Annotated in this window: 14 protein-coding genes; 9 read left to right on the plus strand and 5 right to left on the minus strand. The window is 44.1% G+C overall.

Going from position 1 to position 15,790, the window contains the following annotated elements; genetic code table 11:
- Positions 1-79: 79 nt before the first annotated feature.
- Positions 80-1,657, minus strand: coding sequence for a replicative DNA helicase (gene dnaB / locus EXU57_RS22375; RefSeq protein ID WP_133270497.1), 1,578 nt, complete (start codon positions 1,655-1,657; stop codon positions 80-82).
- 763 nt (positions 1,658-2,420) lie between these two features.
- Here dnaB and pheT point away from each other — a divergent pair.
- From pheT to EXU57_RS22390, 3 genes are read left to right on the plus strand one after another with little or no spacing between them, the layout of a single operon-like run.
- Positions 2,421-4,844: a phenylalanine--tRNA ligase subunit beta gene (gene pheT / locus EXU57_RS22380; protein ID WP_133270498.1), complete on the plus strand. Its 2,424-nt coding sequence runs from the start codon at positions 2,421-2,423 to the stop codon at positions 4,842-4,844.
- A 50-nt stretch (positions 4,845-4,894) separates the two neighbouring features.
- Positions 4,895-5,182, plus strand: a complete 288-nt coding sequence (locus EXU57_RS22385) for a hypothetical protein (RefSeq protein ID WP_133270499.1) — start codon at positions 4,895-4,897, stop codon at positions 5,180-5,182.
- A gap of 7 nt (positions 5,183-5,189) precedes the next feature.
- Positions 5,190-5,501: a cell division protein ZapA gene (locus EXU57_RS22390; RefSeq protein ID WP_133270500.1), complete on the plus strand. Its 312-nt coding sequence runs from the start codon at positions 5,190-5,192 to the stop codon at positions 5,499-5,501.
- A gap of 22 nt (positions 5,502-5,523) precedes the next feature.
- Here EXU57_RS22390 and EXU57_RS22395 read toward each other — a convergent pair whose 3' ends face one another.
- A complete protein-coding gene (locus EXU57_RS22395) occupies positions 5,524-5,922 on the minus strand; it encodes a hypothetical protein (RefSeq protein ID WP_133270501.1) in 399 nt (132 codons plus the stop codon).
- Between the two features lie 394 nt (positions 5,923-6,316).
- Here EXU57_RS22395 and rny point away from each other — a divergent pair, with 394 nt between their 5' ends.
- From rny to EXU57_RS22425, 6 genes are all read left to right on the plus strand, one after another.
- Entirely contained in the window at positions 6,317-7,882 is a 1,566-nt protein-coding gene (gene rny, locus EXU57_RS22400; protein ID WP_133270502.1) for a ribonuclease Y, read from the plus strand.
- Positions 7,883-8,109: 227 nt separating this feature from the next.
- Positions 8,110-8,745 (plus strand): TylF/MycF/NovP-related O-methyltransferase, encoded by a 636-nt coding sequence (locus EXU57_RS22405; protein WP_133270503.1) that lies wholly within the window; start codon positions 8,110-8,112, stop codon positions 8,743-8,745.
- A 78-nt stretch (positions 8,746-8,823) separates the two neighbouring features.
- The gene (gene rplS, locus EXU57_RS22410) at positions 8,824-9,171 is read left to right on the plus strand and encodes a 50S ribosomal protein L19 (RefSeq protein ID WP_133270504.1); all 348 of its coding nucleotides are present in this window, start codon (positions 8,824-8,826) and stop codon (positions 9,169-9,171) included.
- Positions 9,172-9,481: 310 nt separating this feature from the next.
- Positions 9,482-9,715, plus strand: a complete 234-nt coding sequence (locus EXU57_RS22415; RefSeq protein WP_165958243.1) for a twin-arginine translocase TatA/TatE family subunit — start codon at positions 9,482-9,484, stop codon at positions 9,713-9,715.
- Positions 9,716-9,742: 27 nt separating this feature from the next.
- Positions 9,743-11,188: an Asp-tRNA(Asn)/Glu-tRNA(Gln) amidotransferase subunit GatA gene (gatA, locus tag EXU57_RS22420; RefSeq protein ID WP_133270505.1), complete on the plus strand. Its 1,446-nt coding sequence runs from the start codon at positions 9,743-9,745 to the stop codon at positions 11,186-11,188.
- A 224-nt stretch (positions 11,189-11,412) separates the two neighbouring features.
- Positions 11,413-12,492 (plus strand): lytic transglycosylase domain-containing protein, encoded by a 1,080-nt coding sequence (locus EXU57_RS22425; protein ID WP_165958244.1) that lies wholly within the window; start codon positions 11,413-11,415, stop codon positions 12,490-12,492.
- An 11-nt stretch (positions 12,493-12,503) separates the two neighbouring features.
- On the opposite strand, the gene EXU57_RS22430 is transcribed toward EXU57_RS22425, so the two are convergent.
- From EXU57_RS22430 to EXU57_RS22440, 3 genes are all read right to left on the minus strand, one after another.
- The gene (locus EXU57_RS22430; protein ID WP_243745691.1) at positions 12,504-13,799 is read right to left on the minus strand and encodes an anthranilate synthase component I family protein; all 1,296 of its coding nucleotides are present in this window, start codon (positions 13,797-13,799) and stop codon (positions 12,504-12,506) included.
- A 27-nt stretch (positions 13,800-13,826) separates the two neighbouring features.
- On the minus strand, positions 13,827-14,285 hold the full coding sequence (locus EXU57_RS22435; RefSeq protein ID WP_133270507.1) for a hypothetical protein: 459 nt from the start codon (positions 14,283-14,285) through the stop codon (positions 13,827-13,829).
- Between the two features lie 87 nt (positions 14,286-14,372).
- Entirely contained in the window at positions 14,373-15,635 is a 1,263-nt protein-coding gene (locus EXU57_RS22440; protein ID WP_133270508.1) for an adenylosuccinate synthase, read from the minus strand.
- Between the last annotated feature and the right edge of the window lie 155 nt (positions 15,636-15,790).

Below are 15,790 nucleotides of genomic sequence, written 5' to 3' on the forward strand. Positions count from 1 at the left end.
AGGTAGAAAAGAAGGGGACTATAGCGCGACCACTGCTTTAAGTTCAACAAATGGTAATAGGTAAAGGAGCAAACCCTGCCTAAAATGGTGGTGGTTCGTCGAAGCCCTCGTCGAATTCACCGGAGTTCATCTTGCTACCCTTTTGAATAAACAACTTGGCGCCATCATTTCCCCCGGCTGCATCCGGTGCAACCGGCTTCCAGTTACCCCCACCTGCAGGAGCATAACCACCAGCCGGGTCTTCACCTTCTTCCTCAACAAACTTCTGAATGTGCAGCAGTGCACGAAGCTTTATGGTTTCTAAGCTACCGTTACGGTGTTTCGCTATTCTGACATGGGTTTCACCGCGGTTGCTCTCACCCATTTCGTTCGTGTTGATTTCGTAATATTCAGGACGGTAGAGAAACATTACCATATCAGCATCCTGTTCAATTGCACCTGACTCCCGAAGGTCACTCAACTGCGGCATCTTGCTTTCTTTACGGGTCTCCACTGCCCGGCTCAACTGGCTGAGTGCGATTATAGGCACCTGCAGCTCTTTTGCAAGCCCCTTAAGATCTCTTGAAATACGGCTAATCTCCTGCTCACGATTGCTCTGCCGGTCGCCACTACCGCTCATGAGCTGTAAATAGTCTATGATGATCAGTCCAACCTGGTGTTTGTTTACCAGCCTTCTTGCTTTTGCCCGAAATTCAAAAATGTTTAGCGCTGCCGTGTCGTCGATAAAAATGGGTGCACTGCTCAACTTGTTTATGCCCTTGGTGTACAACTGCTGCATCTCATAATCTTCCAGCTTACCCCGGCTGATCTTTTCAAGCATGATCCCGCTTTCCGCACTGAGAATACGTTGAACCAGCTGCGAGGCGCTCATCTCCAGTGAAAAGAACGCCACCCCCATCGGCTTGATTGTATTAAGTGCAGCGCTTCTCGCCAGGTTCAACGCGAAGGCGGTTTTACCTACCGACGGTCTTGCGGCAAGAATGATCAGGTCAGTAGGTTGCCAACCGTAGGTAACCTTATCCAGCGACGGAAAGCCTGTAGGAACACCGGAGATGTCTTCCTGCTTGTTACGGAGATCCTCGATCCGGCTAATTGTTTTAACGAGAACGGTCCCGATATCATCGAAATTCTTCTTGAGGTAGTTGTTCGTGATATTGAACATCTTGCTTTCACTCTCGTCCAGCAAGTCAAACACGTCGGTACTGTCTTCGTACGCGTCACCAATAATTTCACCGCTGATGCGTATCAGTTCGCGTTGAATAAACTTTTGAAGAATGATCCGCGCGTGCGCTTCAATGTTTGCAGTGGAAACTACCGAGTTGGTAAGTTTGGTGATACCGTAAGGCCCACCAACCATATCAAGCTCTTCCTTCATCTTCAGTTCTTCCACCACCGTCAAAATGTCAATCGGAAGACTCTTTTGTGCGAGTGATTGAAAGGATTTGAAAATTCGCTGGTGTGCATCAACATAAAAGCACTCAGGCTTCAATATTTCCACGACATTATCAAAAGCACTCTTCTCCAGCATGATCGCACCCAAAACTGCTTCTTCCAACTCTTTTGCCTGCGGTGGAATTTTTCCGTAGACCATGGTGCTAAGGTCCAGGGAAGGCTTCCGCCTGTTCTTTCTATCCTTGTTTAGGTTCGTTAAATCCATTCTTTATGAAGATCAGTATGGTTAGTAAATTCAGGAAACTGGCCGCCCACCCACTTTGAACAAATCATTACGAAATTGTTATTTCTTTCCATCAACGCACTACCAAACCTTGGTGGGAGGGCGAATATAGGTGTCAATTTTTTCAGGAAAAAAATTTTGATAGTCCAATAATTATCCAATAGTAATCCACAGAGATGTGCACATGTTGCCGCCTTAAAACTTTGATTAATAAGAATTTTTAAAGGGTTCTCCACAATTTAAAAAAGTTTTCATCCATTCGGCTGTTAAAATGCACACGTATTGTGCACAAAGATTTTATGTCAAAATGTTGGTTCGGTATACAAATTCGAATAACTGCCATCGTAGAAATCTTTCCCCACAGATCGTATTTTTACTAAGTATGGCACGAGCATTTTTACGGTGCTCAACATCGTTGTGTCACTCACTTTTACGGCAAACCGCTATTCAGCAAGGTGTTTAAAGATGTAGAAAAAACATCTATCCGCGACTTTTCTACATGATAGTTGCACCACATTTACCCCGGTTGGTTCAAACCGTAGTTCGTTTCGCCGTTTCTTATCGCCCATTGCCTTACCCTCGTGTGCAGGATAACCTACCCGGCGGGGTCCAGCCGATGAATGTTTGGCGGACATTAGTACGTATTTGCAGTTTACATATTGCGCGACGATACAAACCCCGCTGCTCATTTTCCGGGATCATTCATACACCATCAATTATATTTGCAACTCGACAAAAATGACCCATGACGATAAGTTATAACTGGCTCAGTGAATATATTCCCGGGATACCTGCACCTGAAGAATTGTCTGGTATACTTACCGCCGTTGGTTTGGAAGTAGAGAGCATGGAGTCGTTTGAAAGTATCCCAGGCGGGCTGAAAGGGTTGATCGTGGGTGAGGTGTTAACCTGTGATCAGCATCCAAACGCAGACAAGCTAAAAATTACAACGGTTGATACGGGAAATGGTGCACCCTTACAGATTGTATGTGGCGCATCAAATGTTGCGGCGGGTCAAAAGGTGATTGTTGCCCCGGTAGGTGTAACCATTTACCCGACCAATGGTGAGCCTTTGACTATGAAAACAGCTAAAATCCGTGGGGTTGAAAGCCAGGGTATGATTTGCGCCGAAGACGAGACCGGGCTTGGCACAAATCACGACGGTATTTTAGTTTTGCCTACCGATTTAGCGGTTGGCAGTTCTGTGTCAGCTTACTTTCAACCTTATACCGATATCATTTACGAAATCGGGCTGACGCCAAACCGGATGGATGCAATGAGCCACTTCGGCGTTGCTAAAGATGTTTGTGCTTACCTGTCGTATCACCAGGATAAGGAGATCCGCGCCACCAGTCCATATCCTACCCGCTTCGAAGCGGATAATAATAGCCTGCCTATTTCGGTAAACATCGATAACACGGTAGCTTGTCAGCGGTATGCAGGGGTGAGTATCCGTAATATCAAAGTCGGGGATAGCCCGCTTTGGCTAAAGAACCGCCTGCAATCAATTGGCCTGCGACCAATTAATAATGTTGTGGATGTTACCAATTTCATCCTTCACGAAACTGGTCAGCCGATACACGCGTTTGATGCCGATGCAATTCTTGAGCAAAAAGTGATTGTAAAGGATCTTCCTGCCGGCACTCCCTTTATTACCCTTGACGGAAAAGAGCGAAAACTTGCAAACGACGACCTGATGATTTGCAACCCTGCCGAAGGGATGTGTATTGCGGGTGTTTTTGGTGGTATGCAGAGCGGTGTAAAGGAAAGCACGACATCTATATTCCTGGAAAGCGCCTGGTTCAACCCGGTTACGATCAGGCGAACCTCCGTAAGATTCGGCTTAAGAACAGATGCAGCTTCGCGCTTTGAAAAAGGTGTTGACATTTCAAATACCGTTAATGTGCTGAAGCGCACGGCCTTCCTGGTGAAAGAAGTTGCGGGAGGCGAAATTTCTTCTCCGATTGTTGATGTTTATCCTGACCCTAAGCCAAAGCAGCAGGTCAACATAAAGTTTGACTACTTAAAAAAACTTAGCGGTAAATACTACTCACCAGAAGCTACAAAAAAGATTTTGTCAGCACTGGGCTTTGAAATATTGACTGAGACTCCGGAGTCGCTGGATGTTGCGGTTCCTTACAGTAAACCCGACATCAGTCTGCCAGCGGATATCGTGGAAGAGGTGCTGCGCATTGACGGACTCGATAATGTTGAACTGAGCGGCGCAATTACCATACGCCCTTCCGTTGACGAAAACGCGGCTAAAGAAGCGCTACGCGAAAAAGTGAGCGGCTTTCTCGTAGGTCAGGGATTCAACGAAATCGTTACCAATTCGATTACAAACAGTAGCTACTTCAGCGAGGAGCAACTAGGCAGCGCGGTAAAAATGATCAATAGCCTGAGTGTTGAACTGGATGTTCTACGCCCGTCGATGATTGAAACAGGCCTGGAGGCAATTGTGTATAATACTAACCGCCGGAGCAGCCACCTCCAGTTATTTGAATTTGGAAAAACATATCAGACTTCAGGGTTGGGTAAGTATTCAGAGCAGGAACACCTTACACTATATTCAACGGGTGCCCTTTCTCAGAACTGGAAAGGGCAGATACACCATAATGACCTGTTTCGGGCAAAGGCTGTAGCTGGATCAATTGCTGAATTATGCAGTTTGTCAAATATCGTGTTCACGAATTCAGTGGGTGAACCCGGAAATTTGAAATTGACGATCACAGCAGATGGGGTTGAAATCGGCAACTTAATACAGGTAACAGCAAAGCAGTTGCAACAATTCGACCTGAAACAACCCGTCTTCGTGATTGATTTTAACTGGCTTGGCTTGGTTGCTGCGTCAGGCACACGTATCACCTACCAGGAAACGGCAAAATTTCCTGTGGTGCAGCGGGATCTTGCGATTGTAGTTGAAAAATCAACACAATACGCAGTGATAGAAGAAGTGATTGCGAAATTGAATATCCAAAAGTTGAAATCGATCAACCTTTTCGACATATTCGAAGGCGCTAAACTTGGTGCAGGCAAAAAATCGATGGCACTTAACTTTACCTTCCTCGACAACGAGAAAACGCTTACCGACAAAGAAGTCGAGTCGATGATGAGCCGGCTAACGGGGGCACTTGAAAAAAGCCTTGGTGCCGAAGTAAGGAAGTCGTAATGGAACACGTATAATTCAAACCATAACCTTTTGTATTCTATCTTTAAAGAATGACTTTGCTGGATGACCAAATACAAAATCTCAACGACAAAGTACAGGTGCTGCTCAAAAAGCAGGCGGCATTGTCAAAAGAGAATATAAAACTGCAACGCGAAAAAGAAGGATTGTCGCAGCAATTGCAGGCAGCAACCGAACAAGTCAACCAGTTACAACACAAAATAGACGCGCTTAAATTAAATACTACTTCGCTAAACGAGGACGTGAAGAAAGATCTTGAAAAACGAATTTCCCTCTATATCAAAGAGATTGAAAACTGCCTCTCACTTTTAAATGCCTGATGCCCTCATGTCTCAAGAGCTGATCCCGGTAAATATTGTACTTGCCGATAGAAATTATCGTTTGAAAATTGCCCCTTCGGATGAAGAGGTTGTTCGGAGAACCATAAAAACGATAAACGAAAAAATTATTGAATACAAAACAGAGTTTGCAGGTAAAGACATGCAGGACTATGTTTCAATGGTCTTGCTTTGGTACGCCACTGAACAACAAAAGCCAACAAACAACCAGGTAATCAGCGATCAAACCAGGCAGAAAATCGATAAACTAAATCAATTGCTCGATAAGGCGCTAGCTGGTTCGGAAAGCAGCAGCCTGTAAGTACAAAGGGAGCTAAGCTTATTTATTCACCGGATTTGATGGGCGCACTATAACCCCAGGTACCGTCTGCTGTTTTGTACTTGAGCATATAATAAACGCTTGCACCGGCATTTACTGTGTCAAGCAGTTGATAAACCTGGGGAGCAGAGGAGTTACCTTTTGGCACAATGCTGTTAATTGTGCAGAACTGTTTCAGGGTAGTTCCGCGCAAAACTTCGAGCTCAACGATATCCTTCTCCCAGATTGTTGTAAAGGTTAGCTGGAAGTCGGTACCCCTACGTTCTGCTGTAAACGAGCTCAATTGAAAGCGCCGATCCGTTTCCTGTTGCACCTGTAATACGGGTTGAGAAGGCCAAACCTGTTGCCTGGTACAGGCACATAAGCAAAGCAAAACAATCACGAGCGTTGATAGTCTTTTCATAAAATGGTTTTCAGAATTTGGATGTTTAGGTTTGAGCCACTATCAGGAATAATATGCCGGAATAATTTGTCTAAAGTTTCCCGGTAAGTTTGATGCCATGAAAGGCTTGCCGCTGTTGACTTTCATGCTGTTTAAGAAACTTTACCCGCGTATTTTGCACCCGGCACAAGTAAGCCTGATTTTTCCCTGCGCTGGAAAAATTGTCCCATTCCGGTACTACAACCAGGGTTGAAATTGACCGCTAAAAAGAGCCTATCAAACACGTTTTGTGCTTTTTAGCAGCAACCTCGTTTTATCATCTTTATAATTATCTTCGCAACCTTGCGCTTACAAAAACACGAAAGTTTTAGTGAGAAGGAAATATGATCTTGAACCCTAAACAAAAAAACAAAACATGGATCCCATAGTAATATCCATTATCATCGGTATCGTAGGAGTGGCCGTTGGCATTGCAGCCGGAAAAATGATTTTTGCTAAAGACACCAGGAAGCAGGTGGAGGAAGCTGAGCAACAGGCACAGAAGCTTATGAATGATGCTCAGCAGCAGGCAGAAACCCTTAAAAAGGAGAAGCTGCTGGAAGCAAAAGAAAAGTTTGTCCAGCTAAAGGCTGAACACGACAAAGAAGTACTTGAAAAAAACCGTAAGATTGGTGACCAGGAAAACCGGCTTAAGCAAAAAGAGGTTACAATTAATCAAAAGGAAGCTAATCTTGACAAACAAATAAAAGAAAACGAGACATTCAAGGAGACTTTAAACCGTCAAATCGAGGTTGTTAACCTTAAGAGAACCGAACTGGAGAAACACCAGGAAGAACATATTCGCCGGCTGGAGAAAATTGCAGGTCTTACCGCTGATGAGGCAAAGGCGCAGTTGGTTGAAAGCCTGAAGCAGGATGCACATGCCCGTGCCCTGGGATTGCAGCAGGAGATCATTGATGATGCAAAGCAAAAAGCAAACAAGGAAGCGCGTAAGATTATCATCCAAACGATTCAGCGAACTGCGGCAGAACAGGCGATTGAAAATGCTATCACAGTTTTCAATCTCGAAAGTGACGAGATCAAAGGACAGATTATCGGCCGCGAAGGAAGGAACATCAGGGCGATCGAAGCTGCTACAGGGGTTGACCTTATCGTTGATGACACTCCCGAAGCCATTATTCTCTCATCATTTGATCCACTGCGTCGCGAAATAGCCCGGCTTAGCTTGCAGCGGCTTGTTTCCGATGGAAGAATTCACCCTGCCAGGATTGAAGAGGTAGTAGAGAAAACACGCAAACAGCTCGAAGATCAGATCATGGAAATCGGTGAACGTACCGTTATCGAGTTGGGCATTCATGGATTGCACAAAGAACTGGTAAGAATAGTTGGTAAAATGCGTTTCCGGTCATCTTACGGTCAGAACCTCCTCATGCACAGCCGCGAAGTAGCTAATCTTTGCGCGCTAATGGCCGGGGAATTAGGTATGAACCCAAAACTTGCCAAACGCGCTGGCCTCCTGCACGACATTGGCAAGGTTCCCGATGAAGAAACAGAATTAAGCCATGCTTTATTGGGTGCCAAGCTAGCTGAGAAATACGGAGAAAACCCGGCTGTAGTTAATGCAATCGGCGCGCACCACGATGAAATGGAAATGCAATATGTAATTTCTCCGATCATCCAGGCCTGTGATGCGATCAGTGGCGCACGCCCGGGTGCACGCAGGGAGATTATGCAACAATACCTGCAAAGGATCAAGGAATTGGAAACCCTTGCGCTTGCTTACCAGGGGGTTGAAAAAGCCTATGCTATACAAGCCGGTCGCGAATTGCGGGTTATTGTGGAAGCAGATAAGGTGACCGATGGCGACAGTGATAAACTGAGTTTTGAGATTGCTCAAAAGATACAAACTGAAATGACTTATCCAGGCCAGATTAAAGTAACTGTGATCAGGGAAAAAAGGGCTGTAAACATTGCCAGGTAAATCCTTTCCGTTATAACACAACGCTACCAATCACAAATCCACAATACCGACACAAAAAAACCACCGAAATCGGTGGTTTTTTTGTGTCGTGGCAAACCGGGATGCAACCATTTGTACCTGATTATCAATCTACGTAGCAGGGTTTATGGATTAATTGGGCTGTTTTACGAAGTACCAGGCAGGAGAAAATAAATCGCAGATTGCAAATCAAAAACAAACAAATCAGTATGAAGTCCTTTGTTGCTTACCCGATTGAACTTGGAAGCGTTTTACATCCGTCTGTAAAACAGGACGTTTGTAAACCGGGAGTTCCGGATGATGCTGATGGCATACGCCGGATCAAACATCTTGATGGCATCATTGTAAAATGCGGGGTTACGCACCAGGAGGGATTTGCAAGGTTTGATCTTCTTAACAGTATAGTAGGCGAAGCGCTGACCCAGAAAATGGTCGCCTTTGAGAAAAAAGCACTTTCAATAAATAAGGCGCAGAAGCATGAAGGCGCTACGGGCGTTGGAATAGAGGGAATAAGCAGTTCAATTTTGTTGAAGAAGAAGGGTGCGGTAAAGCATGAGATTGAATTTATACCCGGGGATGTTTGCCAGACCATTCCCGAATACCTGATCGAAAATCCCGAAAGCAAAATTGTGTTACTCAATATCGATCTTAACGACTACGAGAGTACAATTACTGCGCTGGAGTTCCTGTACCCGCGCATTGTACAATACGGCATTCTTATCCTGGAAAACTATTCTGGAAGCAAAGCGCAAAAATCCGCGGTGGACGACTATTTTGCACCCGGCAAACTCGTTGTCCATTCCTTTTCAGGTGGAAAGACTGCGCACTATCTTGTAAAAGAGTGATTACTTTAGAAATAAATTCTTCTACGTTTCTGTTTCTAAACTTTTCCACTTACCTTTGCCAACGCAAAAATAATTGATATGAACGCTGTAGCTTTCGTGCATGAGCAACTCACTGCAAACAAAGAGGTTCCCAAATTTAAGGCCGGTGATAATATCACCGTGAACTATAAAATCATTGAAGGAAACAAAGAGAGGATCCAATCTTTCAAAGGCGATGTAATTAAACGCCAGGGTGTAGGTGCAACTGCAACTTTCACTGTACGTAAGATTTCTGATGGCGTTGGTGTAGAGAGGTTATTCCCGGTGAACTCACCAAATATTGACTCCATTGTAGTTCATAAAGTCGGTAAAGTGCGCAGGGCCAAACTGTTTTACCTTAGAGAAAGAAGCGGTAAAAGTGCAAGGATCAAAGAAAAAAGATATTAATCTTTATATACGTTTTTTGAAAAGCGGAACCACGGTTCCGCTTTTTCGTTTTAGTGTAATCCACATGAGGTTTGGTTGAGGCAGATATCGGAGGACCTTGCCTTGATGTGCTGATTCCGGAAGCAATCCACATCTCTGCATTAATGTTTGTCGTATATGATATCAGCAGGCTGTCACCGGCTTGCTGTCGGGTTATGTTAAAGGATATGTGAAAACGCTTAAATTCTATACCTTTCCTATACCGAACAATCACTCATATAGGTGGTTGAACCACTTAATAAACCTATTTTTGTTATCTAAATCCACACAAATGTTTACGAATTTATTTATCGGTATGCCCGGCGGTAGCGAATGGATACTGATCGTGCTTGCAGTATTAATTCTTTTCGGAGGACGTAAAATTCCAGAATTCATGCGTGGCCTGGGTCGTGGCATCCGGGAATTCAACGATGCTAAAACCAACGTTAAAAAGGAAATTGAGGAAGGAATGAACGAGACAGAGGTCAAGAAGGCTACTCATACTACTCAGCCTACCCAGCCTTAAATCTTCTTCAACCTAAATCTGAGCTATTTGTTTACTTTCCAATCCATTGAAAGTTATCATATTTCTCTATTGAACGGCCTAACCACCTGCGTGGAGGCCGTTCAGCATTATATAGGGTTATGTAACGAAAAAAAGCACCTGAATGCATGGTTAGAGGTATATGAGGCCGAAGCAATGCAAAGTGCTGAACATCTTGATCGTTCCAGGGCCTTAGGTGAGCCAATGGGTAAGTTACACGGTGTTGTCGTGGGCCTCAAAGATGTAATCTGCTTTAGCGGACACCGGGTATCTGCCGCTTCAAGAATCCTGGAAGACTTTACAGCCGTTTATTCTGCAACTGCCACCCAACGCCTTCTAGAAGCAGGTGCAATTATCTTAGGCCGCCAGAACTGCGACGAATTTGCTATGGGTAGCAGCAATGAAAACTCTGCCTATGGGGTGGTAAGAAATGCAGCGAACGAAAATTGTGTGCCTGGTGGTTCATCCGGGGGCTCAGCAGTGGCGGTACAGGCGGGCATGTGTATGATTAGCCTAGGCAGTGATACTGGCGGATCAGTAAGGCAACCTGCTGATTTTTGCGGGATCATAGGACTCAAACCTACTTACGGTGTAATCTCCCGGTATGGGCTTATTGCCTATGCGTCGTCTTTCGATCAAATTGGGATTTTTGGTTTGAATGTTAACGATGTTTTTGAAACCCTCAAAGTAATCGGTGGCCCTGATGACTTTGACAGCACTGCCAGCACACGTGTTCTTGCAGCAGACGAGCAACCCGTTTTGCCCCAAACAGCGCGGATTGCCTATTTCAAAGAAGCGCTTGATCACCCCAGCCTGGATCCGGAGATTGCAAACTCAATCAAGTCCTATATTGGCGACCTGATCAACAAAGGTTATTCAATAGAGCCCATTGACTTTGAGTACCTCGACTATATCGTTCCCACTTATTATGTATTGACCACAGCTGAAGCAAGCAGTAATTTAAGCCGCTATGACGGTGTAAAATTTGGGCACAGATCAGTTTCAAAGGATTTAAGTCTGGCCGACTTTTACAAAAACAGCAGAAGTGAAGGGTTTGGCCATGAGGTCAAGCGCCGCATTATGTTAGGGACATTTGTTTTAAGCTCAGGATTTTACGACGCTTATTTCACCAAAGCGCAACAGGTACGCCAGGTATTGGTAAATAAGACGGAAGAGATCTTTAAAGACTACGACTTTGTGTTTTTGCCTACGGTACCTACCCCTGCATTCGAAATCGGGTCAAAGGGAACGACAGATCCCGTGGAGATGTTCCTGGCCGATATTTATACTGTATTTGCAAATCTTGTAGGAATTCCCGCCATTTCTTTACCTTTTTTTAAGCACTCTTCGGGCATGCCATTCGGCCTGCAAGTGCTGACTTCTCGTTTTAATGAGTTAGCTTTGCGCAGTCTTTCAAGACAATTAATGGAAATGCAGGCCGGAGATAGAACTTAAATCACGGAACAACAGACTAATAAGAACCGACAGATCTTGATTTTAAACGGACACTAACTGATTTTATTGGGGTACACTTCAAACCTTTCAGCTAATCGATGAAAGAACACGGTGTACAATTGTGCAACCCCGGGGCTAGGGTCCTTGTTGCAAACCCCCACTAATAAAAGTTGTTTACCGATTAAAACCCTTATTGTAAAATCTAAACATTTGTAATGACCTTCATGAAAAATGTAAAAATTATTACTAAGCTGCGTCGGCTTAAGAAAACACTCGCTCTCAGTACCTTTTTTCTCGGTTTTGGTTTCGCTGCAAATGCATTCAAAACCAACTCTTCCAACTCAGATGGTGACAAAAAACCTACCAAAGATTCTGTAGAAACAGACAAACTCGGATTTAAAAGTTTGTTTTCAGGGAGCATCTTTGATCCATCCAGACCTTACGTTACTCAACTGAACCCACTTGCTGCTCCCTTCGTTCAGAAATACATACAAACACATACCGCGCACATTGAGCGTTTGAAAATCTGGGGTAAACCGTATCTTGATTTGTATGATGGAATTTTAAGTACTTATGGTATCCCTAAGGAGCTCAAGTACCTTTCCATCATCGAATCTAATCTGAAAGCCGGATTGATTTCCGTGGCCGGAGCAGCTGGTCCATGGCAGATTATGTCGGCTGAAGCAAGACGGGTCGGACTTACCGTAAGCAAGCGTACTGATGAAAGAAAGAATTATGCAAAGAGTACGCATGCCGCTGCAAAAATTTTGAAGGAGCTGTACACGCGCTTTGGCGATTGGCTACTTGTTATTGCAGCTTATAACGCTGGCAGTGGCCGGGTTGGCCAGGCTATCAAGAAAAGTGGCAGCAAAAACTTTTGGGTTCTTCAGAAATACCTTCCGCTTGAAACCCGCAACCACGTTAAAAAATTTATCGGCACTCATTACATCTTCGAGGGAAATGGTGGAATAACCACTTTAACGGCTTCCGAGACCGCTGCACTTCAGGCTTCAATTGAAAACCAGAAACCGGTTAAAACCTCTCTTGAGAACGAAACAGGGATAGAATCTGCTGACATTACCGGCAGGTATAACTCCATGATCCTCGTTAAAAACATTGGGATGGAGCTAAGCAAGTTTAACAAGCTTAACCCTGATTTTGATAAATGGGTCGCTTCAGGAAATATGTACAAGCTTAAGCTTCCTGCAGATAAGATGAAAATATTCCACATTAAGAAAGGTGAGATCCTGAGTGAAACAGTAGAGTTGCTCATGGGCAATCCCATCCGTCTCATTACACCATAACAATATTGGAGTTAATTGCTAAAGTGCTGCCTTGTCAGCACTTTTTTTATGGCATCTACTTTCAACAGGCATTCATCATATTCCTGTTCTGCATTGCTTTGGTAAGTGATGGCTGAGCCGGCCATACAGGACAGGTAACGGGTTTGCTGGTTGTACATCAAACTGCGAATGACCACATTAAAATCGAAGTCCTTCTCAGGGGTAATGTAACCTACAGTGCCTGAATACAAGCCGCGCCTGCTATTCTCGTATTCTTCGATGATCTCCATTACTTTCCTCTTCGGCGCTCCGGTCATCGATCCCATTGGAAATGTTGCGCGCAGCATGTCGGACAGATCTGTTCCCTCCTGCAAGTCTCCGCTAATGGTTGAGATCATTTGGTAAAGGTGCGGAAAAGTGTATAAGCCAAATAGCTCGTCAACCTTTACCGATCCTTCCCGGCATATTTTGCTCAGGTCATTTCGAACCAGGTCGACAATCATAACATTTTCACTTCGCTCCTTTGCATTATTCAACAACCGGCTTTGCTCTATCGAAACGTCGTCGTTGGCAAATGATGTTCTTTTCAACGTGCCTTTGATTGGCTGGCTTATTAAATGCGAACCTGTCTTTTTTAGATAACGTTCAGGACTTGCACACATCAACGTGAGTTCGTTCAATTTGTAAAAAGCACTGAATGGATTAGGCGATAATGTTACAAGCTCGCGATAAAGGCTAATAGGGTTAACTGCTGTGCCAACGGAATAGAACTCCTGGCAGAAGTTAATCTCGTAACAGTCACCACGAAGTATTCGCTTCTTTATTAAATTGACGTGATCGATATATGCTTCCCTGGAGAGACGGGGAAGTAAGGCAACATTTTCCTCAAGGGATGCCATTGGTTTCGCCTCCATGATCTGCTTGTATATAGTACCGGGATCATCCCCTACAGATCCGATAGTGAGCTTGTCTTCGGCAAGCGTAAGTACAACTTGGGGAATAAACAAAAAGGCTTCAGGATAACCAACATGATCGGGGTGAGTTGAGACCAGGCCTTCAATCCTGTTCTTTAGATCATAACTAAAGTGACCAAAAATCCAATCGTCTGTTGTAGCATAAAATTGAGACAAATGATTGAAGAAGTCATCGCCTGGTTTAAAGAAGGCTTGAACACCTATACCAGCAACACATTCGTAAGATTTATGAAGTGACGGATAAGACTGGCTATCCAAAAAACAACAAATGTTGAACTGGTTTGACCAATTCAACATTTGCTGTTTGATTAATGGTATGTCGTTTACAAGGAATGAAGTAAAGATTCTTGTCACGGAATTACTTTATCCATAATACCGTATTTAATAGTCATCATCATCATTGTCGTCGTAACCAGGATCGTTAAACAAATCTTTGAAGTCGTCATCGACCTTAAAATCATCATCTTCGTCCTTAGCACCTTTCTTAGCTACTCCGGCCTTTTTTGCTCCTGATTTCGGAATATCAAATTCATCAAAGTCGGGGTCCCAATCATCATCATCGTCTTCGGGTTTTTCCCAATCATCTGCCTCATCAGCAACGTCGGCATCATCCTCGTCATCATCGTCGTCGTCTTTTGATTTTGAGCTTGAAGAAGCTGCTTTAGCAGACTTCTTAGCCGGTACTTTCGCGGTAGTTTCCAGTTCGTCCTCATCGTCCTCCAGATCATCGTCTTCAGGATCTTTCTCAGGCTTAGAAGCTTCATTTTTCGTATTTGCCGCTGCTTTCGGTGCCGCTTTCTTTGGAGTTGCTTTAGCTCCTTTATCTGATTTGGACTTCATAATTCAGTATGGATTTGTATCGTAAAATTTCAACGACTTTTTTACTCAGCCAAATTTTTTTAGACCAAACGGATGTTTTTTTTGAGGCTAAATTTTTACGATCTGGTCACGTCCGGGACCATTGGAAATGTACTTTACAGGTGCCCCGATAAATCCATTTATAAAGTCGACATAAGCGTTTATCTCTGATGGCAGCTGTTCTGAATTCTTTAGGGCTGTGGTGTCTGTGTTCCAACCCTTATAAGCTTCGTATACGGGTTCAATCTTCAACTTCGACATCTGGAATGGAACTTCTTTTTTCGACTCACCATTAACGAGGTAAGAGGTGCAACAGTTTAATTCAGAAAAGGAGTCTAATACATCAGCCTTTGTCATTACAACCTGGGTAACCCCATTGATCATACAAGCATATTGCAGTGCCACAAGATCGATCCATCCACAGCGGCGTGGCCTGCCTGTAGTGGCTCCAAACTCACTTCCAATCTTTCTTAGTTTCTCACCTGTTTCATCGTCAAGTTCAGTCGGGAACGGGCCACCTCCTACTCTTGTGCAATACGCTTTTGTAACACCAATTACTTCTTTGATTTTTTGAGGAGCAACACCTAAACCTGTACATACCCCCGCTGAAATCGTGTTTGATGAAGTTACAAAAGGGAAAGTGCCGAAGTCGATATCGAGCATGCTGCCCTGGGCGCCCTCAGCAAGGATTTTTTTGCCGGCGCTGATGTTATTATTGATGAAATATTCGCCATTAACAACATTAAGTGTGCGCAAAAATTCGAGTGCTTCGAAAAACTCTTCTTCCCATGAAGAAATGTCTTCGTTAAAATGAAAATTGTCAAGCAGTCGCTGATGTTTCAATCTCAACTTAATGTAGGAGGTAGTAAAAGATTTATCTAACAGGTCACCAACACGAAGTGCGTTACGGCCGGTTTTATCCATATAAGCAGGACCTATCCCTTTTAGTGTTGATCCTATCTTGTCTGTACCCTTGGAAGTTTCAGATGCTTTATCAAGAGCCCTGTGCGTGGGAACAATGATGTTAGTGCGTTCAGAGATAAAAAGGTTCTTCTTTACATCAATTCCGAATGATGCAACCGTATCACATTCCCTTTTAAGCGTAACGGGATCAAGTACTACCCCACCACCAATCAGGTTAACCGTATGTTGGTGAAAGATACCGGAAGGTATCTGGTGAAGGACCACTTTCTTGTCTTCAACGTACAAGGTGTGCCCTGCGTTCGGACCACCCTGGAAGCGTGCAACCATATCGTACTGAGGTGCAAAATAGTCTACTATCTTGCCTTTGCCTTCGTCTCCCCACTGTAAACCGAGTATAACATCAACCATTGTATGCTGTTTTGGCTTTGCGGCAAAAATAATGGAACTGCGGTATTTAGAATGATTTATTACAGGCATCTGCGGAAGCGATACCGCCCAAACATCCCATGTTTCAGAGCGATGTCATGGAGGTGAAACTGCCCTACTTAGGTGTATCCGCCGCC

The sequence above is a fragment of the Segetibacter sp. 3557_3 genome, assembly GCF_004354985.1.
Lineage (GTDB): Bacteria > Bacteroidota > Bacteroidia > Chitinophagales > Chitinophagaceae > Segetibacter.